Below are 23,897 nucleotides of genomic sequence, written 5' to 3'. Positions count from 1 at the left end.
GCCCCAGGGCCGCTTCACATTCCGGACACGTCAGATGAGACGCCCCGACCTGACAGAGCGACAAGACGCAATGGAAGTGGTTCAGGACGTCGCAATCGCGCCGGAGGCCGTTTACGACGCCTTCATCGGCCCGCGCCTGGAAGACTGGTTTGCCGCAAGGGGCACCTTGAACATGCGTCCCGAACCCGGGACGCCGTTTTATTTCGAGACCGAATTCGAAAACAGCCGACATCCCCACTACGGCCGCATTCTCGATCTCGTGCCGGGCCGGCACATAGAGATGACATGGGTGACCGAAGCCGGCACCAGGGGGGCGGAGACCGTCCTGACCATCTCGCTCGAACCGATCGAAGCCGGTACGCGCGTCACCTTGCGCCAGCAGGGATTTCTGGACACCGAAACGTCTCAACGGCACCAGGAGGCCTGGCCCAGGGTGCTGAAACAGATGGAAACCATGCTTGGCGGCTGACCCCTCTCAGAACCTTTTCAAAGGAGAACTGCTTCATGTCTCAACTCCTGGAGAAGCTGGCCTCCGGCCCGGTAATATGCGCCGAAGGATATCTGTATGCTCTGGAAACGCGCGGTTATCTGAGCGCCGGCCCTTTCGTGCCCGAGGCGGTTCTGGATCATCCCGATGTGGTCGAGCGGCTGCATCGCGACTTCGTCCATGCCGGATCGGACATCGTCGTCGCGCTGACATTCTACGCGGACCGGGACAAGCTGGCGGCACTGGGACGGGCAGACGATCTGGAACGGCTCAACCGGAAAGCACTCGAGCTGGCCACCCGTGTTGCCGATGAGACCGGCACCATTGCTGCGGGAAACATCTGCAACACCCGGCTGAATTACGATGCATCGGAAGAAACGGCGCGCGCGGTCAGGGCCCAGTTCGACGAACAGATCGGCTGGGCCGTGGATGCCGGCGTGGACCATATCATAGGCGAAACCTTCTATTATCTCCACGAGGCCCGCATCGCCCTTGCCGCGATCAAGGCGGCCGGACTGCCGGCGGTCATCAATCTGTCGATTCCGGCCACCGGTCTCACGGAGGACAATGTCTCTCCGGCCGAGGCCGCCCGCCAGCTGGAAGGCGAAGGCGCGGACGTTATCGGCCTGAATTGCTTTCGTGGCCCGGCAACCATGTGGCCGCTGGCCAGACAGGTCCGCGAGGCGGTGTCCTGCCATGTTGCGGCGTTGCCCGTCGCCTACCGGACGACGACCAGCCATCCCACGATCTTTTCGTTCAAGGATCCGGTCTGTTCGTGCCAGGTGCCGAATGGCGGGCCGTTCCCCGTTGCGCTGGATCCCTTTCGGTGCAACCGCTACGAATTGTCGGAATTTGCCCGCAACTGCGTCGATATCGACATCCGCATGGTCGGTGTATGCTGCGGGGCCGAACCGTTTCAGATCGCTGCGATCGCAGGAGCGCTCGACCGGACACCGCCGGCAGCCCGCTATTTTCCCGACATGAACCTCCAGCCGGCCCGTCCGGGCTGGTAGGAACGGCCCAGGTGATCAGAAGATGACGACACGGCATGACGTTCGTTTTCCCGGAGAAAGCATAGAATACAGGGAAGCGCGCAACGCGCTTCTCGACGCCGAACTGGCGCTGCGGCGCCAGATCGAAAAAGTCGCCGAGATGCGGCGGGCCTTGCCCCCTGGCGGAAACCTGAAACAGGATTACGTGTTCGACGCGGGCCCGGCTGGTGGAAGCGGCGGCAGCGTCCGCTTTTCCGACCTGTTCGCCCCCGGCAGGGACAGTCTGGTAATCTACAATTTCATGTATGCGCCTTCCGCCGGACATCCTTGTCCCATGTGCACCGCGTTCATCGACAGCCTTGACGGGGCGGTTCGGCATCTGGAAAGGCGGATCAACATCGCGCTGGTGGCCAAGGTTCCCTATGACCGGTTGTCCGATCTGGCAAAATCGCGCGGCTGGACACATATCCGGCTGCTGTCCTCCCTGTCGAACGACTTCAACAGCGACTACAACGCGGAGCAGTCACAGGACGTGCAGAGACCGGTCATGAGCGTGTTCACCCGCACCGAGGACGGGATCCGTCACACCTATTCGACCGAACTCCTGTTCCTGCTGCCGGACGAGGGGCAGAACCACCGTCACATCGATACCATGTGGCCGTTGTGGAACGTCCTGGATCTGGTTCCCGAGGGCAGGGGCACGGACTGGTACCCGTCGCTCGACTATTCCGCCGCCATGACCGAAGCCGACTGAGAGGACCGCGAGGCTGGTCTGCCCTGCAGGAGCAAAGGCAGCGCAAGCAGGACCGGCGGCTCGCTCTCACTTTGTTTCCGCAGCGTGATCGCGTTTGACCGCAGGGGCGCATCGGCGGTGTAGGCCTTGCGTGCAAGCAGCAGATTACGGGACAGCAGGATCGATTTCGGATCCCCGGTGCAAGGTATGCCGGCCGCCAGGAAGGTGAGCTTGTCCTCGCCGCGCCAGGGTCTCGGCCGGGGCAGGTGGAAAGTTCCGGGATATCTTGCGATCGTGCAGGAGACCGGCATTCCGCTGGGTTGGTTGCCCTTGAATATGCCGATAAAGGCAAAGCCCGGCGGTTGCATGCCATCGTCACTCCGGATCGTTCCTGAAAGCGCGTCCGGGACGGGAGCGGCGGCCGACATTTCCGCGTAGGTCGAAAGGATATCGCGGAACTCGCGGCTGTCGAACAGCCTTGCCCCCTTGCGCAGGGCGCGCGGAGAAAGGCCGACAAGTTCGGCAAACCGCCGCCCGAAACTGCCGAGACTGGAATAGCCGACATCATAGGCGATGTTGATGACCTTCTCATCGGTCTGCAGCAGGACGGATTTTGCCGCCTGAATGCGCAGACTGGAAAGATAGTTCATGGGCGTGACACCGGTCTGGTTGGCGAAGATGCGCACCAGGTGGCAACGGCTGCAGCACGCGATCTCGGCCAGTGTTTCCAGGTTCAGTTCCATTTTCAGGTTGCTGCGAAGATACCGGATCACCCGGATCACGGCGGCGTGCCGGCGGTCGGTGATGATCTGGCTGATGGAACCTGTATCCGCGACCAGCCGTTTCGAATGGATATCAGCAAGCATTTTGACCTCCCTGCGCAGGACCCGCCTGGTTGCTGAAACGGGACAGTGCGTCGATCATTTCCGGTGGTGGATCGGTTGGTTCGAGGGCACCGCTCGGTGTGATGCGCATGAACCCGAGTTGCTGATGGCCCTGCGCGATCTGCCTGCCTTCGAGCAGATATTCGAAACTCAGCGAAATGCGGTGCCCGTCACGCGCGTCGAGTGACATGACGACCTCAACGTCATCGAAGGCATGGAGTTCGGCGAAATAGTCGCAACTGCACCGCAGCGTCACAATTCGGAGATCCTTGCTCAAATCGTCCAGAATACCTGGCGCGTGGGAGCGCAGAAAGTGTTCTCGGCATCGGCCCTGCCATTCCAGATGATTGGTGTAATAGACGTTGCCGACCACGTTGGTGTCCTTGAAAGACACCGTGTGATGGTAGGTGAAACTGGGTTTTGAGGCCTGTTTCAGATGGCCTGCGGGATCAACTGAAGCCATGGACGGGTTGTTCCTTTGCCTTGCGCCCGGCGGGCCGGTGTGAGGTGAAAAGACGAGCCTTTTCGGCGACAATCGCCACCGCGCATTCCAGCCCGTTGCCAATGTTCCCGGAAGCCAGGCGGGCCGGGCCGGCAGTTGCGGTGAACCAGGAGCTGCTCGACCCTTTACCGGCAACAATCTGGATCCTGTCGGCAATGCCGGCCTTGAAGAGGGCTTCTCTCAAGCACCAGATCCGGGTTGCCGTGGTGTTGAAATCCAGGTCCTCTTCGGCCTCCGCAAGGTGTTCGGCGAACCGAAGATCGGGTCCGGCCAGCACGGCCGACCAGTCCCGTGCCTCGACCGATTGCACATCGATCCCGACACGGTCGCGGTCAACGAATGCGGCGATGCAGGACCTGGCGCTGTGACTGACGGAGACCGCGCCGAACCCCGGCGGCAGCACCGGCTTACCGTCGGCCCGCCGCATCAGCCGCGCTGCAAAAGGCCCGCCGACCACATGAGCAAGTGCCTCATCGCGCGCGTCAGCGCGTCCTTCGGCCTCGGCCAGGCCAATGCGCAGGTCGAAGCGGCGCAGCGCGTCACCGGCCTCCCGTTCGATTGCAATCGGCAAGAGCGCGGTGGGCACGCGGTCGAAATCGCAGTCCGACAGGGCCACGAAATCCGTTCCTTCCCAGATTTCCAACGGATCTCCGGCCTCATCGACCAACGCAACGTCGAACCGGTATCTGCCCTCGGGCGCCTTGCGTTCAACCGCCCGAACCTCGACCGGTGCGCCGCCCTTGCGCCAGAAAATCCGCTGCACAGCGACCGGCAGAACCCGGCGTTGCGGGATCGTTGCCAAAAGGACATGGAGCCCGGCATCCATCGCCGTCCGGTCCGGCAAGAGCGTTCCCTGTGGTTCGTATTCACCGAAGATCCGGTCCGTGGGCTGTGTCAGGGAGGCGCGGACCGCACGGGCCGAAAGACTTTCAATCCTGTCCAGACGGGCAAAGGGGCCCGATTGAAAGAAGACAGGTCCATAGAGAGGGCCGGCTTTCAGGGACACTCCGTCTGCGGCCGGCTCCGGCGCGCAAGGCGGTTCTTCGCAGGCCACGGCCGTTGCCGTCATGTTGGGCGTTGCGTTGCCGTCCTGGTCCGGGCACCCCAGCGACAGCCGGATCTCTTCCGGCGTTGTTGCCAGCGCTGCCATCCTCAACACCCGTGAACCGCGCTCCGGCACTGTCACGGCACTGTGGAACTCGACGTTCTCCAGTGTTCCTTGTTGTGGAGTCGTCGTCCCGACGGCTTCGGCCGCTGCGGCCATCGCCTCGATGCCCAGCACGGCCGGCAGAACGGGAATGCCGTCGAAGCGGTGGCCATCGAGCCCCGGATCACGCCCCGCCGTAAGCTCGGTTTCGCAAATGAATTCCGTGCCCGGGTAAAACACCTTCCGGTGGTCACGGAAACGGTGGGCGGCGAGGTCCGGCTCGGCAAGCGAGACGGTGCCGGGTTGGCCGAAACGGCCGGTCACGAAAACCAGCGGGTCTTCCGGTGGCGACGCGGACAGGATTTCGACAAAGGCATCAAGCGCATCATCGAGCGGAAGAGCACGAACCCCTTTCCTGGCCAGTGTATCGATCACGCCCAGATCCTGTCCCATGCCGGCCCCGGCCCAGACGGACCAGCCAAAACACACGCAATGACGGGCGGTGCGTTCTTCCTTTGCGGCGCGGATTTGTTCGCCAAGGCACGCATTGGCCCAGGCGTAGTGAGCTTCGCCAGCCAGGCCGATTTCGGAAATGATCGAGCCGAACCCGGCAAGCAGCGACAATGGACGCCGGTTGACTGCTTTCAGAACGTTCTCGAGGCCACCGGCCTTGGCCGCATGGGCTTGCTTGAACTCCGCCGGACCGAGGTCCTTGAAGCGGGCAGGGTGGTTTGCGCCGGCGGCATGAACAATGCCGGTGATCGGGCCCAGGACCGCTTCGCCCTCGGCGAGGGCGCTGGCCACAGCCGAGGCATCGGTGACGTCCGCCCGGGCGTAGTGAACACGCGCGCCCGTCCGGGCGATCCGGTCGAGCACGGCCTTGACGGACGCGCTGTCGACCGGGCTGCGTCCCATCAGGATCAGGGAAGCGCCAAATGTCCCGGCGAGCCTTTGAGCGCATTCCGCGCCGATGCCACCGGCACCTCCGGTGAAAAGTATCACGTCCTGCGAACCCAAAGCAGGGGCCACCGGCTCTGGAAAACTTCTGAGGAAGACCTGTCGTTCCAGGCCGTTCCGGCCGGCGCGGTACGTGCCGAATCCCGGCAGGGAAAGGGACAGGAAACGCTCCCGCGCACTCCCGGTGTCCGACGATTGCCAGATCCGAAGGCTGGTCAGGTCATTTTCGAGCCAGAAGGATTTCAGCAGCCCACCCAGAACTGCCGAATTCGTGCATATCGCCAGGTGGCGCATTTTCTTGTCCATCAGGACGCAGAGCCGGCGGGCAAGTGTGGCAGGGTCCGTATCGGCTTCCACCTCGAGCATCACCGCCTCACCGGGATCCGCCTCACTTGACCAGACAGGTGCGCCGGGGGCGAGTGCGTCTTCGTCGACTGGAAGCCAGCGGCTGGTGTAAAAAGCGGTCCAAGGGGCAACGCCATCCGGGTCCCCGCCGCTGGAGGTCCGATGTTCGGAAGGGCGGTCTTCGGGGGACAGGGCGGCGACACGGGTGATCTCCCGAGCGGTTTCGGCAAGCGTCAGTCCCGCGAATTCCATGCGGCCGTCGAACTCCGACAGGCCCAGGGCGCGCCCGGCCGAGCTGACCACCTTGGCGACGGCGATCGAACTGAGGTGCAGGTCGTCCAGAAACCGGTCTCCCGGCCGAAGCGAGTCGACCGGCAGCCCGGTGGCACTGGCAACGGCATCGAACAGAACGCCCAGGGCTCCATCCTTGCCCGCGACGACCGAAGGCTCCACGGGCCGGGCAGGCGGTTTGCCGGCCTCGGGCAAGGCTTGCGCGGGCCGCACCGGTGCGAGTTGAGGCGAGGAAGGGCGGACTGCGCCGCACGGGTTGGACAAGAAGGACGGCGGCCTGGAAACATCGAACGGCCGCGCCGTGGCCATCGGCAGAAGACGCGCGGCATCGACCTCCGCACCCGCAGCCCAGGCCGCCCCGATGGCGCCGAGCGCCGCATCCAGGTTGCCGGAACAGGCATCCATTGCGACCGCCGGGGTGTCGGTTTCCTGGCGGGCCAGCCGGGTCATGCCGGTGCCGGACCCCACCTCGATCAACAGATCGCACCGGCCGGCGAGCCGTTGCAGGGCCTCCGAAAACCGGACCGGCGCCTCAAGCTGCCCGGCGAGATGCCCTGCCAGATCGGTTCTGCCGTCAACCCAGTCGCCAGTCACACTGCTGACAATCCGGCCAGCTGGTGGCGGACGCAGGTCCATGTGCCTGACGGCCGCCTCGAGACCGGCCGCGGCCGGTGCCATGTCGCGCGTGTGAAAGGCGTGCGAGACGGAAAGACGCAAGGCATCGACACCCTGATCCCGCGCCCGCCGCGCAATCCGGTCAATCGTCGTCGCCGGTCCCGCAAGCACAGTCTCCGCCACAGCGTTGAGGCAGGCAATCTGCGCGTCCGTGTCCCGGATAAATTCTTCCGCCGCCTCCCGGCAGCACGCTACCCGCAGCATGGCACCGCCCGGACAGGCGAGATCGCGCATCATCGCGCCCCGTTCCCGGGCAAGGCCCATGGTCTGGTTTTCGGTCCAGTCCGACGCCCAGTGCAGCGCCGCAATCTCGCCAAGGCTGTGGCCCAGGGCTGCCGTCGCGTTTCTCATCCGGACATGACTCAGCAGGCTCAGACCCGCAAGGCACGCATTGATGATGAGCGGCTGGGCCCTGCCGGTGTCGGCGCCTGTTTGGTGCTGGTTCGGATCGTGAAGGCTGGCCGGGTCTGTGACCTCCAGCCCGAGATCCGCGAACGCGCCGAGCGTGTCGCGAAGAGGCGCGGCCTGTCCGGGGAACAGAAGTCCGATGCGCGGATGTTTCACCCTCGCCAGAACCACACCCTCATCCGGCGTGAACAAAAAACAGCCGCCCGTGTCCAGGTGAGCGATCGCACGGTCCAGGCGCTGCGCCAGGATTTCCGGGGTCCTGGCGATCACGCATGCGCGCACCACGCGGGGCGAGGGATCCCGTGCGAGTGAAGCGGCCAGATCCACCAGTTCCGCACGCGACATCCAGAGCGTCGACCCGCGTATCTCTGACAGCTTTTGGCGCAGATCCTGCGGCGAACCCGCCGAAACGAGAAACAGCTGTGAACTGTGGAGCAGTCCGGGTGTTGCAGGACGGGACCCGGCAACGGACCGTTCGCCCTCTTCCAGAACAAGATGTGTGTTGATCCCGCCAAAACCGAATGCGCTGACACCCGCGCAGCGCTTTTTGCGCTCCGGCCAGGGCGCGCCGCGCCGAAGCGGTACGACCTTGTTTCCCGTTTCGGCGAAGACGGGGTTCGGGGTGTCGCATCCGGCCTGGGGCGGCACGAACCCGGCCTCGATTGCCTTCACCGTCTTGATAAGCCCGGCCATACCCGCAGCCGCCTTGGTATGTCCGATATTCGCCTTGATGGAGCCAATGCCGATTGGAGCCTTGCCGCCTTGAACCAGCCCGGAAATGGCGCGGATCTCGACCGGATCGCCCACCTTCGTTCCGGTGCCGTGCGCTTCGAAATAGCCGGCTTCGGAAACGGCGAACCCGGCATCCTGCCAGGCCGCGGAAATGGCAGCGGCCTGACCCACGACAGTCGGCCGGGTCAGGCCGCCGCGGCCATCTGTGCTGATGCCGCTGCCGGCAAGACGGGCGTGCACCTTGTGGCCGCGCCGCGCCGCTTCGGCCGCCGTCGTGAGCACGCAGAACCCGGCGCCTTCGCCGGGCCAGAAACCTCCGGCGCGACTGTCGAAGACCCGCATCTCGTCCAGGGCAAGCGCGCCGATCCGGCTGAACCCCACCAGTTCGAAAGGATCGATGCTCAGATCGACCGCCCCGACAACAACCGTATCCAGGCGTCCCGCGCGCAGATGCAGCATCGCCTCGTGAACCGCCAGCAGCGACGAGGCGCATGCGCCGTCGACGGTGAAAGCCCCGCCGAGGAGGTCGAAGTGGTTCGCGATCCGCCCGGCGATCGTATTGGCCATCGACCCCGCCAGCGTTTCTTCATTGGGGGCAGGCAGCGGTTCGGTGAAGGCCTCCACGAATTCGCGCATGATCTCGCCGGCGACCTCGGCGGAAAGCTTCTGCGATGCGATGGCCTTTTCCAGCGCCGCGGCCGCATAGGGGACCCGCAATCGCAGCGCGTTTGCCCGCGACGTCTCGCCGGTCAGGGTGTTGGCCACGATCACGCCGGTTCTGGACTTCTCCAATCCGTCCCCGTCTGGAAACCCCGCGTCGCTCAAGGCCCGCGCCGCTACGTCAAGCGCCAGCCAGTGAGCAGGATCAGAAGCAACATAGGCCGCGTCGGGAACCCGGAAGGCTTCCCTGTCGAAGGCATAGTCAGCCAGCAGGGCACAACGGATGTCGGGAATTGAGTCCGCCTCGCCGACGCTGGCCGCGGAATAAGATTTGATGTCCAGTCGCCCGGGAGGAAACGGCCGGAACGCCTGCCGCCCCGTGGTGACGAGGTCCCACAGCGCGGCGGGTGACGGAGCGTCCGGATATTCGCAGGCCATCCCGACAATCGCCACCGATCGGTCGGCTCGGGCAAGAGGCAACGCCGGCGCTGTCGGGAAGGTTTGCTGGCTTGTCATCGACGCGTCTCCCACTCGTACCCACCGGCACTTCGCATCGAGTGTAGGACCAGTCCGTTCTGTCGATATTGCTGCCCTGTTGCCCTGCCATTGAACAAGTTCCCCGGCAAAGTTGCGGAGAAATTCGATCAGACTGGTTTTGATCTTGTGCCAGTCTTGTTGAAATCGTGCATTGATCCGGCCTTGAACTGACGCAATCGTTGCAGATCGGTCGTGCCGGACTTGCACTGGTCTTGTGCAGTCCTTGTCAGTGCATATCCGCGGTATGAAACAGGCCTTTCCTCTTTGAGCGTTTCGCTGGCGCAGACACAAAAAAAGCCCCATTTGAAAAGGGGCGTCGAGGAAACTGGAAGTGTCGGGAGAGTGGTGCGGTCAGGCGACCATGTGGCGTTGGGCGATTTCCGACGCCTGTTTCAGGTGCTGCGGCAGGTCTTCATAGAATTCATTGCTCTTGAGCTGATTGAGCAGACGCCGGGTCTTCTGCATCGGTCTGATCCCGCATTCCCGGGACAGGCTCTCGCTGAACAGTTCGTAGTTTTCGATTGCCCGTGACCGCCGTCCGCCTAGCCCCATCAGCAACATGTATTGGCACTGCACCGCCTCGTCGAGAGGGTCGACGCGTAGCAGGTTGTGAACGACCGAGATCGCGCTGTCGATCTGCCCACGGGCCACCAATGCCGAACTGAGTATCATGCCGCCGTGCAAGACGGCGTTGTTGGTGCGTTCACGTTCGAACCAGATCCATTCATTGTCGAAACCCTCCAGAAAGGGGCCCTGGTAAGCTTCGAACGCCGTCCGCAAACGCTGAAACAATTCGTCACTGAGTTCACCACCCTGCGCAATGCCGGACGCCACGATGTTGGACACGCAGGCGTTTACGTCCGCGGCGTCGAAACTGATCGTTGCGGAAGGATGAAAGCACACTTCGTCCGCATTGGACTGTATCGTCTTGAGCGATGCTCCGTCGCTTACTGCCAGCGCCTTGCGCAGGCGCCAGAGCGCGGTGTTGAGGATCTGGCGTGCCGCACTCGGAGAGGCGTCGGGCGCAATCATCTCCACCAATTGTTCACGGCGTAGCGCCGCCGGTGCGTTCAACGCCAGAATGACAGGGATCAGTCTTGCCTGAGCTCCAAGCCCGAAATGCCGTGCTTCACCGTCTACCAGAACGCCAAACCGACCCAGCGTAATTATCTGAATCATATGTAAAGCTCCGCTTCGAACATAGAACAATAACGGCGCGTGCTCGGATTGGTTTTATCGCAGGGTGTATACGATTAAAAAGTTTTGAGCAGACTGGTGCGCAGACAGTACGAAATACTTTAGCTGGTTCGCTCCCCGCCCAACTTTCCTTGTCGAAATAGTCCGGTTAGATTGAAAGAGTGTCAAGGAAAAATTGTAAATAGTACGAATTACAACCTGTTTTGAAAAAAAATGCCATCTGGTGTTGTCCTGCAGGGCCCTGGTGCCGGACGGGTTAGCGGGTTCGAACGGTTTGAATACGTCGGCGGGACGGACCTCCCGTCAGCTTGGCACAGGCCACACCGGTTGGATTGCCAGCCCTGATCAGACAGCTTTACCCGGTCAAACGGCCTGGGATGACCCGCCTGACGGTTCCAATTGCCGGACCTGTGAACGCTGTGTGTTGCGGGCGTGGAGCGAGAGCATGGCGAACCAAAGGCCGCGGGCGATCGTGACACAGGTCAGGGCATAGAACAGGCCGAACACCAGGTGCAGCTCCATGAAGACCGCGTAGAGAGCGGCGACGGCACAACCGAATGCGGCCTGGCTCCACAGGCCCCGAGGGGAGGTCGCCGGGTCGGTGATCATGTAGAAGGTGAACAGGATGAAAGCGAACCCGGTCATGGGCATCAGTGTCGTGATGAGAGGATCGCCGTGGATTGTCGCGCGCACGACCGCCTGAACGGCAAAGGCGCCGAGCCAGAAGCCGATCAGCGGCATGCGTCCGGTAAGTTTCAGGTTCAGCAGCGACCCGGTACAGATCACGAAGGCAGGCAGAAGCCAGTCGACGAACCCGGAGGTTGCTTCGGTAAACTGGTAGGGCGGCGCAATGCCGACCGTCGGGAAAAGCACAAGCGCCGCGGTGATCCCGATATTGGACGGATTCAGGAAATGGCGATCCGCCCGGCCGATGCGCACCACAAACAGGTGTTTTGAAGAAATTGCCAGAGACGTTGCGAAGGCAATCACGAGGAGCTGTTCATGCGCCATCAGCAGCATCGCGATGGCAAGCCCCGTGATATGCGCGGGCAACAGGAACACCACCAGGTTCGGCCAGCTCCCGGAATATCTGGGAGCGCGGCCAGCGCTGCGCGCGGACAGGGTCTCCAGAACGAGTTCGGTCGCGTAAGCGGTTGCAAGGGCGACAAACGGCGTGATCCAGGATTGCTCGAAGCCGAGATAGAGATGGCCGATCACGTTCAACGACGTAATCGCAACCGCGAAGCGCGTCAGTCCCTTGATCCTGGGCGAAGAAAAATCCGGTCTGGCTGATACTGGTTTCATTGGATTGTCTCCGATCTGGAGGGGGCGCCCGGCAAAGAGCCGTCGGTCAGCAGGATGCGATGTCTGCCGGGCTCCAGCGTCACGGTTTTCCGGTGATGCCCGGTGCCGTCGCGCCATGCGAGTTTAACCGTCGCCGGGCCGGTGGCGGCGCCCAGGCCGAAGTGTATTTCCGGCGCATCCTTGCCTGAATGGCCTTCACCACCCGGCAGCACTTCCGAATGAAGCTGCTCGTCCGGACCGACAAGAGTTGCGATTGCGCCGATAGCCGGGCGGGTCCGCGATATGTCCTTGCCGTCCGGCAGTCTGAGATCCAGCGTGAGGGAGGGCACAGGAGCCGCTGTGTTCACAAGCAGGACCGACGGCTGCCACTGGCGCGCGATCACCATGTCCACGTCACCGTCTCCATCGATGTCTCCGGTCGCAATCCCCCGGGAGATCGAGGTTTCGGCCAGGACGGGCAGGCGTACACGGGCATAGGCTGCGCCGCCCGTCTGATCGTAAAGCACGTCCTGAACATCTCCGGACAGGGCGTCACCCAGTCTGATTTCGGGCCAAACGTCAGGATTGGCGAGCAACTCGTCATTGCCCATTGCCAGTTCGTGCAGTTCCGGCCAGCGATCCACCTGACCGGCGACGAACCCGGTTGCCTGCACGAACTCCAGGTCCCCGTCATTGTCGAAATCGGCGAAACGCGCATCCCAGGACCAGGCACTTCGCGCCAGGGCGTAGCGGCTGCTTTCCTCCACGAACGGCGCACGCCCCGAAGTCCAGGCGCCCTCCTGTGCGGTCTGGCGAAACAGCAGGTGACTTTCCATGAGCGCATATTTTTCGGCGATGTTGCTGACATAAATGTCCAGCCGGCCATCGGCATCGATGTCCATGAAGTCGACGCCCATGCCCTTGAAACTGTCCTGGCCGAGAACTCTGGACCGGGAATCCGTGAGCCTCCGCCGTCCTTCCACCGCGGCGAACACCGGTTGACCCTGAGTGCTGCGGTTGTGCAAAAGCTGGTCGGGACCGAAATCATTGGCAATGTAGATCTCCGGCAGCCCGTCTCCATCGAGGTCCGCCGCACCGAGCGCCAGTGTCCAGCCGTCCGGTACGGCGGCATCGAGCGCATCGCTGGCATCGACGAACGCACCGGTACCGTCTCCGAGAAACAGCCGGTTCCGGCCGGCATTGCGGGCCCGGGACATCGAATGCTGCATGTGCGCGTCGCCGCCGCTGCCAAGGACGTTGAAATCGCCAGGGAAATAGTTGCCGAAAAGCAGGTCGAGATGTCCGTCCCCGTCCGCATCGGTCGTGATCGACGCATTGGTGTGCCAGATCTCGGTTGCGGGCTGCAGCGGTTTGGGGGCGTAGTCTGTGGCCGCGGTGTGAAGCGTGGGCGGGCGCCCCCAATAGGTGACAATCAGGTCAACCTGTCCGTCACCGTCCAGATACCCGGGCAGACACCCCATCGGCGCAATCGCACCGCCGCTTTCGATCGGAACGGCTTTCTGGGCGAACCGTCCACTCCGGTTGGGAGCGGGCAGGATTGTGACGGTATCGAAGCGGGGGTCGACATGGCAGATATCGTTCGACAAGCCGTCGCCGTCATAATCGAACAGGGCGACCGCGGCACCGACCGCCGAGATCCAGCCCGCGATCCGTTCGAAATCCGGATGGGTTTCACGGATCAGGCTGGCTTCGGCTTCGGTTTTTCCGGGCGGGTCCGGCAGAAGATAGGCCTCGAACGCCATCGAGGACTCCGAAGTGGTCTGGTGCCGGCTGTCCACGTCGACATGCGCCATGACAAGCAGGGCCGCCGGAATGGTGAAAGCTGCAAGCTTGGCCTTCATCATTCATCCTCCGTTTGCGCATGCGGAATTGAAAGCGTGCTGCGCAGCCTTGCGCGCCAGACCTGGTAGTCTTTCCAGCCTTCTGACAGTGACCGGTCCGTTCCGCGATCCGGACAGGTAACGGTGACCGTCCGGGCCAGAGCGGCGGTCCCGGCACCGCAAGTCTCGCCCGACGCAATCATCAGGTTTTCGGCCGACCCGGAGCCGTCATCGGTGCGCGCGCTTGCCGCAAACGCCACGCCCTGGGCCATGTGGTCCCGCAATTTCGGAAACCGTTCCGCCAGAAACCGCCAGTCGGCTGCCTGCGCCGGTCCGCAATAGGCCATCGCAAGGGACAGGCCCGCAACAAGGTCAGGGCGATGCCCGGCGGCCTGCGTTTCGATGGTTGCGGATGCGGCGGCCGTGGATCCGCCGGAGGCAAACCAGAGCCCGCGTCCGATGCCTTGATCATAAGCGGCATCCAGACCGTGCGGCAGCCGCGGCCGCTTGCCCGTCAGAACACCCGGCCGGGAGAAATAGATGTCGTGAAAGCCCCAACCGTCGACCGAAAGCGGGATCAACAGAGGATCCAGGTTTTTCCAGATCCGGGACCGGAACCACCCCAGCCGGGCAACGGCCCAACCGGTGCCGACATGGATGAGATAGTCAAAACGCGGTCCTGAAACCTCACGGAGCCGGGCCAGGCGCCAGGGTTGAAAGGAAAGCGTGTCGCGAAGCGCCGCACCCATCGCGGCCCCCTCGGCGAGAAAGCCCTGAAGGTCCGGTGGACGGCCCGCCAGGACACGGCTGTATGCGGTGAAGGGGTCTGGTCCGATCAGGGCATGGTATCCAGCCAGAAAGGCTGCGCCGACCGCTTCGAGCCGGTCCTTGGCTTCCGCCGAATTTGCGATGAAGCCTCGCCGTTCCAGGGACGTCTCGCCGGCCTCTATCCGGAGAAACCGGCTGAAATTCAATCCGGTGTCCGCCACATGCGTCAATTGCCGTGCTGTATCCATTCCCGCGTCTCCGACCCTTGAAACTTCAGGCAAGCGCAGGTGAGGATAAAACCGTCGCTGAGTGGAAAATGCCTTGAGATTGATGGATCTCGCGATCAGTTTCCGAGCAGGATGACCTGACCACCGGGCGAGCGAAGCTTTGCCGCACCCGACAGGGCGTCGGTTGAAACCGAAACGCCGAGACCTTGAAGACGGTCAATGATCGTGGTGACCGACTCGTCCACATAGGTGATCGCCAGCCGACCGGCAGACACCGTCGTTTCAGGGACGGCTGCGCAAATGCACAGCATCAGGAGGTCGGTGTTGAGACAACGGCACACCTTTGCGTGCTGCTGCCGGTAGCTGCGTTCCCGGAAACCGAGTGTGCCGTAGTGGGCTCTGGTTGCCTCCGCATGGCGGGTTACGAGGCGCAGGTTCGAAAAGGTTCCGCAGACAAGTCCCGGAGCCTGGCCCGAAACGGGATGTTCATGCCGCAGTTGCTCGACCAGAAACGTCCGCACGCCTTCCGGATCGTCCAGGAACGTCCTCGCGTTCAGGACCGGGCGGTCCTGTGCAACATAGTGTAGATCGTGTCGGAAACGCCGCTGAGCAGCCTCGATACCGTCGATATGGGTGCAATAGAGGATCAGGGAGGTTCGGGCGCGGGTACTGTGGCGGAGCAAGATCCGGAGGGATCTGTCGCTGAGAGCAGTCATGCCTTCCGGTTCTGCCGCGTCTTTCAAAAAACCGATCTGACGAAAAAAGGCGAGATCCGCGCGTATCGCAGGTGTTTCAATCAGCAATGCGAAATCGAAAAACGATACCTGCAAGTTTTTACTCCGATAAAACAGGTCGGAAGCGGCCTGACAGTTTCAATGCCAACGTTATGAACCGCCGGAAGGTCGTACTTCTCCCGTTTTGCTTGAAAAGGCCGACAATACGAGGCGTGACCCGGAGCAACGAGACGGGCAACACATAGGCGTTTTCCGACAGGACACCCCAATGCTTTGCAACAAAGGCAAACCCGAGAAAGGGATATGACCTGAGAGCCGTTGTGGACATCAATTAACGCCAAGGACTGATCAGCATTGTTCGCCACCCAACCGGCGTGCCGGCGACCGCGGGTCGGATCAGGAGCAGAAATGGCGACCGGGATTAAGGGGCGCCAGATCGTCGGCGGACGTGTGTTTCGCACTGGCGCGCAGTCGGCGCCGGATCGATCCGGCTTCACCGGCGACGGCCGCCCACCTGCGGGTGCGCTCTCGCGCCCCGGTCCGGTGACGCGTGTCGAACAACGCCTGTCCCAGGTCGACAACGGACTTGCGAAAGTCCGTCCAGTCTGTTTCGGGCAGGCCAGAGCCGGCTTTTTCTTTCCAGTCCAGACCCGCGCGCAACGCCGGCGAATAGTCTTGCGCGCGCAAGGCCCGCCGAAATCTGAAATAACTGTAGTGTTCCGTCGCCTTGAACCGGCTCGCCAAATTGCCCAGCCGGTCCCGTATTTTGTGCCCGAAGACCCGGTAACCGCAGATTGCGGAAACCGCCACCAGAACGAGAGCGGCGAGCCAGGTGGCGATGGAGGCCCAGGCGTTGGCGTTCTCCGTCCCGGGTTCGTCTGCAAGGGAAACGCCTGCCACCGTCAGGTCGATCGCGGCAACCGTCTCCGTTTCGACCGAACCGTTTTCCAGATCGTACCAGGAAAGCGACATGGCGGGGATCTGATATGAGCCTGCGTTTTCGGCCACGACGGTCATGACTTCGATTCGTGTTCCGGTGAGATTGCCGCGGTTTTCAGTTTCATCGAGGACCGGCGCCTTTTCGTAAAAGGCCAGGCCATCGAATTCCGGTGCTGACGAAAGCGGTGGCACGAACAGGGGCGACACCCCGGAGACGGTCACGGTCGTTGTCAGGATGAGGGCATCGCCTGCATTCAGCGCCTCGGGACTTCCTTCCGTTGTCCTGACCAAAGAAAGTGATTTTGCAGCAAGAAATGGAACGAGCGCTTCGCCGCCTGGTGGCAATTCTCCCCTGATTTCAAAGGCATCAGTGCCGATTTGCGTTTCGATGGGCTGCCGTGTAACCGGATCCGCGTAGGTAATCCTGATGGTGTCTGCCGGGATCCGGAACGGTCCGCGTATCATCGGGTAAAGCCGATAGGCGCGTGTGACGCCTGACCAGGTTTCTCCCTTGATGCTCTCGCTGATGGCGGTGGTGGCCCTGGAGGGAAGGCGGACGATCACGTTCGGTATTTCGAAATCGGGAAAGAGCGGCGGTGTCGGCATCCAGGTCGGCACCAGAATGGTGACCCGGAAGATGACAGGCTGTCCCGGTATCGCGGTGTCATTTTCCAGGGCCGTCCGGACAATCGGCTCAGGAACGGCTTGCGCATAAACCGGATGGGCCCCGATGAGGGCGAGAAAAAGGATCAGATTGCGGATCATCTTGTCTCCCTCGCGGCCTCTATTGCGAACCGGGATTTCAGGAACTCGCCGGTCCTTGTGTCGACGGTCCGCATCCATTGCTCGGCTGTCTCCGGCAGGGCCGAACGCGTGTCCTCCTGCGGCGTTTGCTGACTATCGGCCCCTCGGCCAGCCTCATTGTCATAGACAACGTCATCGGCTCCGATGCCCGCCTGTTCGCCGGTATCGGATTGTTCCCGGGTGGTTTCGATATAGTCCAGGATATAGCGTGACAGCTCAAGGTTATGCCGCGCCGCCAGATCGTTCGGATCCCGTTCAACCGCTTTTTCAAACGCCTGTACCGCCGGACGGTAGGACCGCGACCTGATCAGCGAAAGACCTTCCCCGACGGCGGCGTCAACGCCGTCCTGCCAGGCGTACAGCTCGGCGGCCTCTTCGTATTTCCCCAGCCGGTACAGCGCCAGCGCTTTCCAGGCGGCATCTTCGAAAAGATCCGCCGCCATTTGATAGTCCTTGTTCTCGAAGGCAATCCGGCCCTGCTGGTCGGGGGTCAGAAACCAGTCCTTCCAGCCGTCCGCATGGGCGTTTTGCATCGGTGCCAGAAGGCCGACAGAGACCAGAAGTACGGACCACCGCATGGTCCATCCCCGGCGAAACCAGAACAGCATCAGCAACGCGGCTGGCCAGAGAAAGATCCGGCCCTTATCCTGCCACTCCAGGCGGTCATCCCTTGACAAGGCGGCCTGATACGCCGCCTGCAGGTTTTGCGACACACGTTCAACGTCGGCACTGTCGGTGGTCACATCGATCAGCTTTGTACCCGGCACCGCCTCAAGAGCCGCAGCGGCGGCGCTGTCGCGCGCGAGAAACCAGAACAGCACCGGGACCCCGCGCGCATCTGCATGGCGCTTGAACGCCGGCAGATCCGCGTCGGTAATCCCGTCCAGAAGGAACAGGATCGCACCGGGTGTCGTCTGACCGGAAAGAATCTCGTCGGCCATCTCCAGGGCATCGCGCGCGGAATTGCCGTCCCGGGGCATGACACCAGGATCGAGGCCTTCCAGGAACGGTGTCAACACGTCAGGGTCCTCGGTGGGCGGCACCACCTGATGCGCCGACCCGGAATAGGCGATGAGCGCCGATTTCGATCCGGCACGCCTTTCGAGCAGATCACGTATCTTGTGTTTCGCCCGTTCCAACCTGTTCGGTGGAACATCCGGGTTCAGCATCGAACCGGAGACCTTCAGGGCGATGACGAGTGGCGCGGTATCCGAGACGAGCGGATCGGGAACGCGAGACCACGTCGGACCGGCGGTGGCGAGCACCAGAAGTCCAAGTATCAGGGCGACACCGTCAATGGGCAATATCCGGCCGCGTCCCTGCCGGCCGACCGTCAGCGCCTGCGCCAGGTGGGGCGCAATGGTCACCGGCATCTCCCGGCCACCGGTCAAGGACCTTCTGATGATCCACCACAGGATCCCTGTAGCCGGCAGGGCGATCAGCCACCAGGGACGGATGAAATGAAACGCGGAGAAATCGGCCGGGTACAGATCCATGCTCACACTGTCCTTCGCCGCAGGGTGGAAGCATACAGAATGGCAAGCGTGAGGAAGGCGATACCAGCAGCAAGACCGCTCGGGATATGGGCAAGGCTTTCCCTGGGCCGGTAGCGCGTCGTTTCGACCGCGCTTGGTTTCTGTGCGTCGATGCGCGTGTAGATATCTGACAGGGCGGTTTCGTCCCCGGCAAAATAATATGCGCCGCCGGCGGCGGAGGCGATGTCGTTCAGGGTGCGCTCATCCAGACGCTGCTCGCCGCTCCCGTCCGGATCGCCCACGCCGATGGCGATGATTTCAATGGATTCACCGGCAGCAATGGCGGCGGCGTTGATCGGCGTCATCCGGCTGCCCGTATCGGCACCGTCGCTCAGCACGATCAGAAGCCGGTCTTCGATCGTGCTGGACTGAAACGTCTTGATGGCGAGGCCGATGGCATCGCCGAGCGCCGTGTGCGGGCCGGCCATTCCGACCTCCGTCTGTTCAAGCAGGGCACGAACGGACCCGAGATCCTCCGTAAAAGGGGCTTGCACGAAGGCTTTTGTACCGAAAACGATCAGCGCGATCCGGTCGCCATCGCGCGCGGACACGAAGTCACCGACGACCCGTTTGACCGCATCCAGCCTTTGCGTCGACTCACCTTGAGCCGACCTGAAATCCCGCTGATCCATGGAGCCGGAAATATCGATGGCCAGCATCACGTCGCGGGCGGCCTTTTCCTGAACAATCGGCTCGCCAACCCGTTCGGGACCCGCGAGCGCGCTCACAAGAAGCCCCCAGATGAGAATCGCCGCACCATTCTGCAGCATCGTGCGCCGAAAGACGACGGCGCCCGCCCTGGGTGCAAGATCCGCCGCATGGGCCAGGCGCCTGAAAAAGGGAAATCGAAGCGCGGAGACCGTCTCCTGATGCGCGGGCAGGACGTACCGGATCACCAGGGGCAGAGGAGCCAGCAGGAAGGCAAGGGGGGTGGCAAATTCGATCATGGCGACGCCACCCGATGCATCTTGATCCAGGTGCGCACCAGGGGTTTCAACGGCTCTTGGGTTGTCTCCGGCCGATACGCCGCCGCGATCAGATGCCGCCCCGGTCCTTTTGAAAACGCGGATCCGCCATAAGCCCTGTCCAGAAACGCCAGCCATGCAGCACCATGCAGAGACGCGACTTCGGCCCGGGGATAGGCGGAGAGGGCGGTTCGCCGAAGAAGACCGGCCAAGCGGCTGGCTTCGTCCGGGCATCTGGCCAGTTCCGCGAGTGCCTGTCGCCGGTATGCGGTCTTGCGGCGCCTGATCCGGACCCACCGGACCACCAGCCCGGAAATTGCAAGAATTGCCAGACCCAGCCAGATCCATCCGGCGGTTTGCGGAATCATGGAGACCGGTTCGGGCTCAGGCAGCGGTTCCAGCAGATCGACCAGGTCGGCAAGGTTCAGTCCTGTCCAGTCGCTGCTCATGCCGGGCCGCCGTTTTGGTCCGGCCTGAAGCCTGTCAGCCGGCGCATTTGCGGAACGGTTTCTTCGCCCGCACTGAGTGGCAGAACCGGCAGCCTGTAGCGCTTTTGCCAGGCAAGAATTTCCTGAATCCGGCCGGAGGAGAAGTCCTGAAGTCTTTGTCGGGTGTCGCCGCTGGACGTGTCCAGTTCGACCTGCAGGACGCCGTTGGAAACCACCAGGTTCAGGTCCTCCGGGATTTGCCGGGAGATCGGATCGGTCACGGGGCACAGCACGACATCATTGTGCCGGGACATCTGCGCGATCAGCGTTTCGGTGGTTTCATCGATGCCGTCAAAATCGGACAGGATCAGGATCAGATGATTGCGACGCGCGATCCGGGCGACACTAGCCAGCACCTGATTGAAGGTCCCGGGCGTGTCGGTGATCGGAGCATCCGCACGCAGCAAATGGTTGGCGCGTACCAGCGAAGCCAGGAACTGGTCGCGGGCACGGACACTGGCACGGGGCCTGATTTCCGCGGCGAAATCGTCCCCGAACACGATACCGCCGACGCGGTCCCCCTGATCCAGTATCCGGAACGCCGCAAGAGAGGCAGCCTCGGCGGCAGTGACCGATTTCATCGCGTGTCTGGTGCCGAAAAACATGGACATGCGCTGATCGACGACCAGCAGCGCGGGCCGGTCCCGTTCCTCGCTGTAGACCCGGACATGCGGCTTGCCTGTCCGTGCGGTGACCTTCCAGTCGATTGTCCGCGGATCGTCACCAGGAAGATATTCGCGCAGGTCCTCAAAATTGAGTCCCCGCCCACGCAAGCGGGAGGCATGGCGTCCGTTGAGAACGCTGGCTGCCGGCTGTCGCGGCAGAAACCGCAGGCCACGGGCCTGGCTTTCCAGCGACCGCAAATGGGACAGCGTCACGTGAATGCGCGGATCGCCCAATCGTATCCGGTCAACGGACTTTGCCGACAAGCCGGCCCGTGTTCTGGCTGTGCGATCTCGCATTTGCGTCTCCGGGTTCCACAGACCCTAGGTCAGGGCGACATTCCTGACGATTTCGTCGACAACCTTGTCAGGGGAAACGCCATCACCGTCGGCCTCGAAAGTGAGCGTCAATCGGTGCCGGAACACATCCGCGGCGATGGCCTGGATGTCGGCCGGGTCGACGTAGTCGCGCCCGGCAAGCCAGGCGTGTGTCCGGCCGCATTTGTCCAGCGCGATCGAGGCCCGCGGACTGGCTCCGATTTCGATCCAGCGTGCCAGGTCCTCCGAATAGAGTTCCGGTGTCCTGGTCGCGTAGACGAGATCGGCCATATACCGCGCGATGGCGTCCGAAACGTGGATATTCGCGATTTCCGCACGGGCGTCGAAAAGGGCTGCTTGCGGTACGGGAGCCGCACTCTCCGTTGCCGTCTTCGCCGTCCTGTCCGCCTGCATCGCCTCAGTCAATGCGGACCGTTCTTCCCTGCGCACCAGATCGATCACCTTCACCTCATCCTCGACCGGCGGGTAGGTGATCAGGATATGCATCAGGAACCGGTCCATCTGCGCCTCGGGCAGGGGATAGGTCCCCTCCTGTTCCACCGGATTCTGGGTGGCCATGACCATGAAGAGCGGATCCATCTTGTGGGTGGTGCCCGAAACGGTCACCTGGCGCTCTTCCATGGCCTCGAGAAGGGCGGCCTGGACCTTGGCCGGGGCCCGGTTGATCTCGTCCGCCAGAACGATATTGGCAAAAATCGGTCCCTTTTCGAACCGGAACGTGCTGGTGCCACCGGACTGGTGATAGACCTCGGTACCGGTGACATCCGACGGCAGCAGGTCCGGCGTGAACTGGATCCGGCTGAAGTCGGCCTCCAGGTTTTTTGCCATCGCCTTGATGGCCCGGGTCTTCGCAAGCCCCGGCAAGCCTTCGACGAGAAGGTTGCCGTTTGCCAGCAATCCGATCAGCAGCCTGTCGATAACCCCTTCCTGGCCGATGATGGACTGCTGCATGCGCTTTTTGAGCGACTGGATCTGTTGAAGGGGATCTGGCATCAGGTCATCCGAATTACTTGGGCAGGAGTTATTGAGCCGAAAGGGCTTCTTTGAGGACAGCGCCGAGCGACCCGCTCGGGGCCTTGATCCGCAAATAAGCCGCGACTGTCGGCGCCACGTCGACGGTTTCAACCCGCCTCGAGATCCTATGGGCATTCATTCCAGGACGCGAGAATATGATCGGCACATGGGTGTCATAGGTCCAGGGAGAACCATGGTGAGAGGCGACGTGGAGACCGTCGAAATCCCCGACGAACCAATGCGGCTCGAACACCACATAAACGTCACCGGAGCGTGCGGTATGGAAATTCGCCAGGACGGCGGCACTCACGGAAGTTTTGGCGACAGCCGAACTTGCCAGGTCCTCGCTGGAAATGGCGTAGGCGATCGCGGGCATGTTCTGAAGTTCCCGCGCGAGCGCTCTGGCGACGTTGGCCTTGTTCAAACCCTCGTCCGCGATCAGCCGGTCATCGAGATAGACGTAGGGCTGGGAAAAGGAGGCGATCAGTTCCTGAGCGACACCGAACTCGGCGATCAGGGCTTTTGCGGCCGGTTCCTTGTCGATGTCATCGAAATTGAAGAACCCTGCCGGAACTCCAAGGTATTCCAGGTAACCTGGCACTTCAGCCGCACCGTGATCGGCGGACAGGACGACAAGTGTGTTTTCAAGACCCACTGTTTCATCGACATGCGCCAGCAGAGTGCTGAGGGACTTGTCCAACCGGCGCAGATTGTCTTCCGCCTCCAGACTTGAGGGGCCGAAGATGTGGCCGACATAATCGGTCGAGGAATAGCTGACAGACAGGTAATCGGTCACCGCGTCGCTGCCGATCCCTTCATTGTCGATCAGGGAAGTCGCGAAAGATGTCGTCAGTTCATCGCCTGCCGGGCTGAGTGTAAGCAGTGTTGTATAATACTTGCTGTCCCGGGCGCCGAACGGATGAGGAAAGGTGCGACCAAATCCAGGAAGTTCCGTTTCCCAATCCGCGTCGTCGAATTCGATGAAACGATAACTGTTTTCGGTGTCGGACAGGGTCCAGTCGGTATAGGCATAGGCCGAAACATGTCCCGCGTCGTTCCATTTGTCGACCCATTCCGGATAGGCATCCATGTAATAGCTGGATGTCACGAAACGGCTTTCGCTTTTGGAAAACCAGTAAGCGCTTCCTGCATGACCTGCCATGGAAATGGCACCGCGATCCTTGATGGAAACACCGAAAACCTTTGACACGCCCGCATTGGCAATGGCGATTTCATCGGAGAGGGTTGAGGACAGGATCGAGGTAGGGGAGCGTCCATCCGAGGTGGCGGCGCGTTGCGTCGGATCGATTTCCGTCGACTGGTCAACACCCGACGTCGCCAGCAGCGGATAGTCTGGATCCTGCACGTTGTAAAAGGGCGTGCCGGTCGACCGGTCAAACCAGAGATTGGCAACCATGCCGTGGACCGAGGGATCGGTTCCGGTTGCAAGTGTTGTATGTCCGACGATTGTTTCGGTATTGGCATGCCGGTGATGGGCGTTGGTATAATAAACCCCGTTGTCGAGGAGATATCGAAAACCCTTGTCACCAAAGTGCTCGAGGTTCCGGTCGATCAAATCGCCGCGGAGCTGGTCCACCGTGATCTGCAGCACCAGGCGTGGAGCCTGAGGTTCGGCGAAAACTGGTCCCGACCAGAAACCGGTCAGAAGGAGACCGGTCGTCATGCAGAGGTGCCTTGACCGTAATTTCATATGAGCCTCTCCTTTGCAGTCGGGGAAAATCCGGGCAGG

At 62.2% G+C, this 23,897-nt stretch carries 18 protein-coding genes; 3 read left to right on the top strand and 15 right to left on the bottom strand.

The window, feature by feature from the left end:
• Positions 1-34 precede the first annotated feature (34 nt).
• From AC0VX3_RS15375 to AC0VX3_RS15365, 3 genes are read left to right on the top strand one after another with little or no spacing between them, the layout of a single operon-like run.
• Entirely contained in the window at positions 35-469 is a 435-nt protein-coding gene (locus AC0VX3_RS15375; RefSeq protein ID WP_342894771.1) for an SRPBCC family protein, read from the top strand.
• A 35-nt stretch (positions 470-504) separates the two neighbouring features.
• Positions 505-1,500: a homocysteine S-methyltransferase family protein gene (locus AC0VX3_RS15370; protein ID WP_342894770.1), complete on the top strand. Its 996-nt coding sequence runs from the start codon at positions 505-507 to the stop codon at positions 1,498-1,500.
• 22 nt (positions 1,501-1,522) lie between these two features.
• The gene (locus AC0VX3_RS15365) at positions 1,523-2,233 is read left to right on the top strand and encodes a DUF899 family protein (protein ID WP_475521242.1); all 711 of its coding nucleotides are present in this window, start codon (positions 1,523-1,525) and stop codon (positions 2,231-2,233) included.
• Here AC0VX3_RS15365 and AC0VX3_RS15360 read toward each other — a convergent pair.
• From AC0VX3_RS15360 to AC0VX3_RS15290, 15 genes are all read right to left on the bottom strand, one after another.
• Positions 2,203-3,078: a helix-turn-helix domain-containing protein gene (locus AC0VX3_RS15360; RefSeq protein WP_475521241.1), complete on the bottom strand. Its 876-nt coding sequence runs from the start codon at positions 3,076-3,078 to the stop codon at positions 2,203-2,205. The two genes, AC0VX3_RS15365 and AC0VX3_RS15360, sit on opposite strands and share 31 nt — an antisense overlap.
• On the bottom strand, positions 3,068-3,559 hold the full coding sequence (locus tag AC0VX3_RS15355; protein ID WP_475521240.1) for an acyl-CoA thioesterase: 492 nt from the start codon (positions 3,557-3,559) through the stop codon (positions 3,068-3,070). The genes AC0VX3_RS15360 and AC0VX3_RS15355 overlap by 11 nt, the downstream gene beginning before the upstream one ends.
• Positions 3,546-9,329 carry an SDR family NAD(P)-dependent oxidoreductase gene (locus AC0VX3_RS15350; RefSeq protein WP_475521239.1) on the bottom strand — a complete coding sequence of 1,928 codons (5,784 nt, stop codon included), beginning with the start codon at positions 9,327-9,329 and terminating at the stop codon, positions 3,546-3,548. The genes AC0VX3_RS15355 and AC0VX3_RS15350 overlap by 14 nt, the downstream gene beginning before the upstream one ends.
• A 372-nt stretch (positions 9,330-9,701) precedes the next feature.
• A complete protein-coding gene (locus AC0VX3_RS15345; protein ID WP_348147614.1) occupies positions 9,702-10,529 on the bottom strand; it encodes an AfsR/SARP family transcriptional regulator in 828 nt (275 codons plus the stop codon).
• Positions 10,530-10,910: 381 nt separating this feature from the next.
• Positions 10,911-11,852, bottom strand: coding sequence for an enediyne biosynthesis protein UnbU (locus AC0VX3_RS15340; RefSeq protein ID WP_342894764.1), 942 nt, complete (start codon positions 11,850-11,852; stop codon positions 10,911-10,913).
• Positions 11,849-13,696 carry a CRTAC1 family protein gene (locus tag AC0VX3_RS15335; protein WP_475521238.1) on the bottom strand — a complete coding sequence of 616 codons (1,848 nt, stop codon included), beginning with the start codon at positions 13,694-13,696 and terminating at the stop codon, positions 11,849-11,851. Before AC0VX3_RS15335 ends, AC0VX3_RS15340 begins: the two co-directional genes overlap by 4 nt.
• Complete coding sequence (locus AC0VX3_RS15330) at positions 13,693-14,688, bottom strand: DUF1702 family protein (protein WP_475521237.1); 996 nt, start codon at positions 14,686-14,688, stop codon at positions 13,693-13,695. The genes AC0VX3_RS15335 and AC0VX3_RS15330 overlap by 4 nt, the downstream gene beginning before the upstream one ends.
• 95 nt (positions 14,689-14,783) lie before the next feature.
• A complete protein-coding gene (locus AC0VX3_RS15325) occupies positions 14,784-15,497 on the bottom strand; it encodes a hypothetical protein (protein ID WP_475521236.1) in 714 nt (237 codons plus the stop codon).
• A 300-nt stretch (positions 15,498-15,797) separates the two neighbouring features.
• Positions 15,798-17,105, bottom strand: coding sequence for a hypothetical protein (locus AC0VX3_RS15320; protein WP_475521235.1), 1,308 nt, complete (start codon positions 17,103-17,105; stop codon positions 15,798-15,800).
• Positions 17,102-18,640 (bottom strand): VWA domain-containing protein, encoded by a 1,539-nt coding sequence (locus AC0VX3_RS15315; protein ID WP_475521234.1) that lies wholly within the window; start codon positions 18,638-18,640, stop codon positions 17,102-17,104. The genes AC0VX3_RS15320 and AC0VX3_RS15315 overlap by 4 nt, the downstream gene beginning before the upstream one ends.
• A gap of 2 nt (positions 18,641-18,642) precedes the next feature.
• Positions 18,643-19,626 carry a VWA domain-containing protein gene (locus AC0VX3_RS15310; RefSeq protein ID WP_475521233.1) on the bottom strand — a complete coding sequence of 328 codons (984 nt, stop codon included), beginning with the start codon at positions 19,624-19,626 and terminating at the stop codon, positions 18,643-18,645.
• Entirely contained in the window at positions 19,623-20,093 is a 471-nt protein-coding gene (locus AC0VX3_RS15305) for a DUF4381 domain-containing protein (RefSeq protein WP_475521232.1), read from the bottom strand. Before AC0VX3_RS15305 ends, AC0VX3_RS15310 begins: the two co-directional genes overlap by 4 nt.
• The gene (locus AC0VX3_RS15300; protein WP_475521231.1) at positions 20,090-21,094 is read right to left on the bottom strand and encodes a DUF58 domain-containing protein; all 1,005 of its coding nucleotides are present in this window, start codon (positions 21,092-21,094) and stop codon (positions 20,090-20,092) included. The genes AC0VX3_RS15305 and AC0VX3_RS15300 overlap by 4 nt, the downstream gene beginning before the upstream one ends.
• 24 nt (positions 21,095-21,118) lie before the next feature.
• Positions 21,119-22,126, bottom strand: a complete 1,008-nt coding sequence (locus tag AC0VX3_RS15295) for an AAA family ATPase (RefSeq protein WP_475521230.1) — start codon at positions 22,124-22,126, stop codon at positions 21,119-21,121.
• A gap of 28 nt (positions 22,127-22,154) precedes the next feature.
• On the bottom strand, positions 22,155-23,831 hold the full coding sequence (locus AC0VX3_RS15290) for an alkaline phosphatase family protein (protein WP_475521229.1): 1,677 nt from the start codon (positions 23,829-23,831) through the stop codon (positions 22,155-22,157).
• Positions 23,832-23,897: the final 66 nt, after the last annotated feature.

The organism is Roseibium sp. QJM3NY_11 (assembly GCF_056173175.1).
The sequence above is the reverse complement of the archived record's forward strand: the minus strand, read 5'-3'. Positions and strand labels throughout refer to the sequence as shown.

Coding starts and splice junctions, on each gene's coding strand:
- AC0VX3_RS15340 (WP_342894764.1), bottom strand. CDS start 11,852: ATGAAACCAGTATCAGCCAGACCGGATTTTTCTTCGCCCAGGATCAAG.
- AC0VX3_RS15345 (WP_348147614.1), bottom strand. CDS start 10,529: ATGATTCAGATAATTACGCTGGGTCGGTTTGGCGTTCTGGTAGACGGT.
- AC0VX3_RS15295 (WP_475521230.1), bottom strand. CDS start 22,126: ATGCCAGATCCCCTTCAACAGATCCAGTCGCTCAAAAAGCGCATGCAG.
- AC0VX3_RS15335 (WP_475521238.1), bottom strand. CDS start 13,696: ATGATGAAGGCCAAGCTTGCAGCTTTCACCATTCCGGCGGCCCTGCTT.
- AC0VX3_RS15365 (WP_475521242.1), top strand. CDS start 1,523: ATGACGACACGGCATGACGTTCGTTTTCCCGGAGAAAGCATAGAATAC.
- AC0VX3_RS15300 (WP_475521231.1), bottom strand. CDS start 21,094: ATGCGAGATCGCACAGCCAGAACACGGGCCGGCTTGTCGGCAAAGTCC.
- AC0VX3_RS15290 (WP_475521229.1), bottom strand. CDS start 23,831: ATGACGACCGGTCTCCTTCTGACCGGTTTCTGGTCGGGACCAGTTTTC.
- AC0VX3_RS15320 (WP_475521235.1), bottom strand. CDS start 17,105: ATGATCCGCAATCTGATCCTTTTTCTCGCCCTCATCGGGGCCCATCCG.
- AC0VX3_RS15370 (WP_342894770.1), top strand. CDS start 505: ATGTCTCAACTCCTGGAGAAGCTGGCCTCCGGCCCGGTAATATGCGCC.
- AC0VX3_RS15305 (WP_475521232.1), bottom strand. CDS start 20,093: ATGAGCAGCGACTGGACAGGACTGAACCTTGCCGACCTGGTCGATCTG.
- AC0VX3_RS15355 (WP_475521240.1), bottom strand. CDS start 3,559: ATGGCTTCAGTTGATCCCGCAGGCCATCTGAAACAGGCCTCAAAACCC.
- AC0VX3_RS15360 (WP_475521241.1), bottom strand. CDS start 3,078: ATGCTTGCTGATATCCATTCGAAACGGCTGGTCGCGGATACAGGTTCC.
- AC0VX3_RS15315 (WP_475521234.1), bottom strand. CDS start 18,640: ATGGATCTGTACCCGGCCGATTTCTCCGCGTTTCATTTCATCCGTCCC.
- AC0VX3_RS15330 (WP_475521237.1), bottom strand. CDS start 14,688: ATGGATACAGCACGGCAATTGACGCATGTGGCGGACACCGGATTGAAT.
- AC0VX3_RS15310 (WP_475521233.1), bottom strand. CDS start 19,626: ATGATCGAATTTGCCACCCCCCTTGCCTTCCTGCTGGCTCCTCTGCCC.
- AC0VX3_RS15350 (WP_475521239.1), bottom strand. CDS start 9,329: ATGACAAGCCAGCAAACCTTCCCGACAGCGCCGGCGTTGCCTCTTGCC.
- AC0VX3_RS15375 (WP_342894771.1), top strand. CDS start 35: ATGAGACGCCCCGACCTGACAGAGCGACAAGACGCAATGGAAGTGGTT.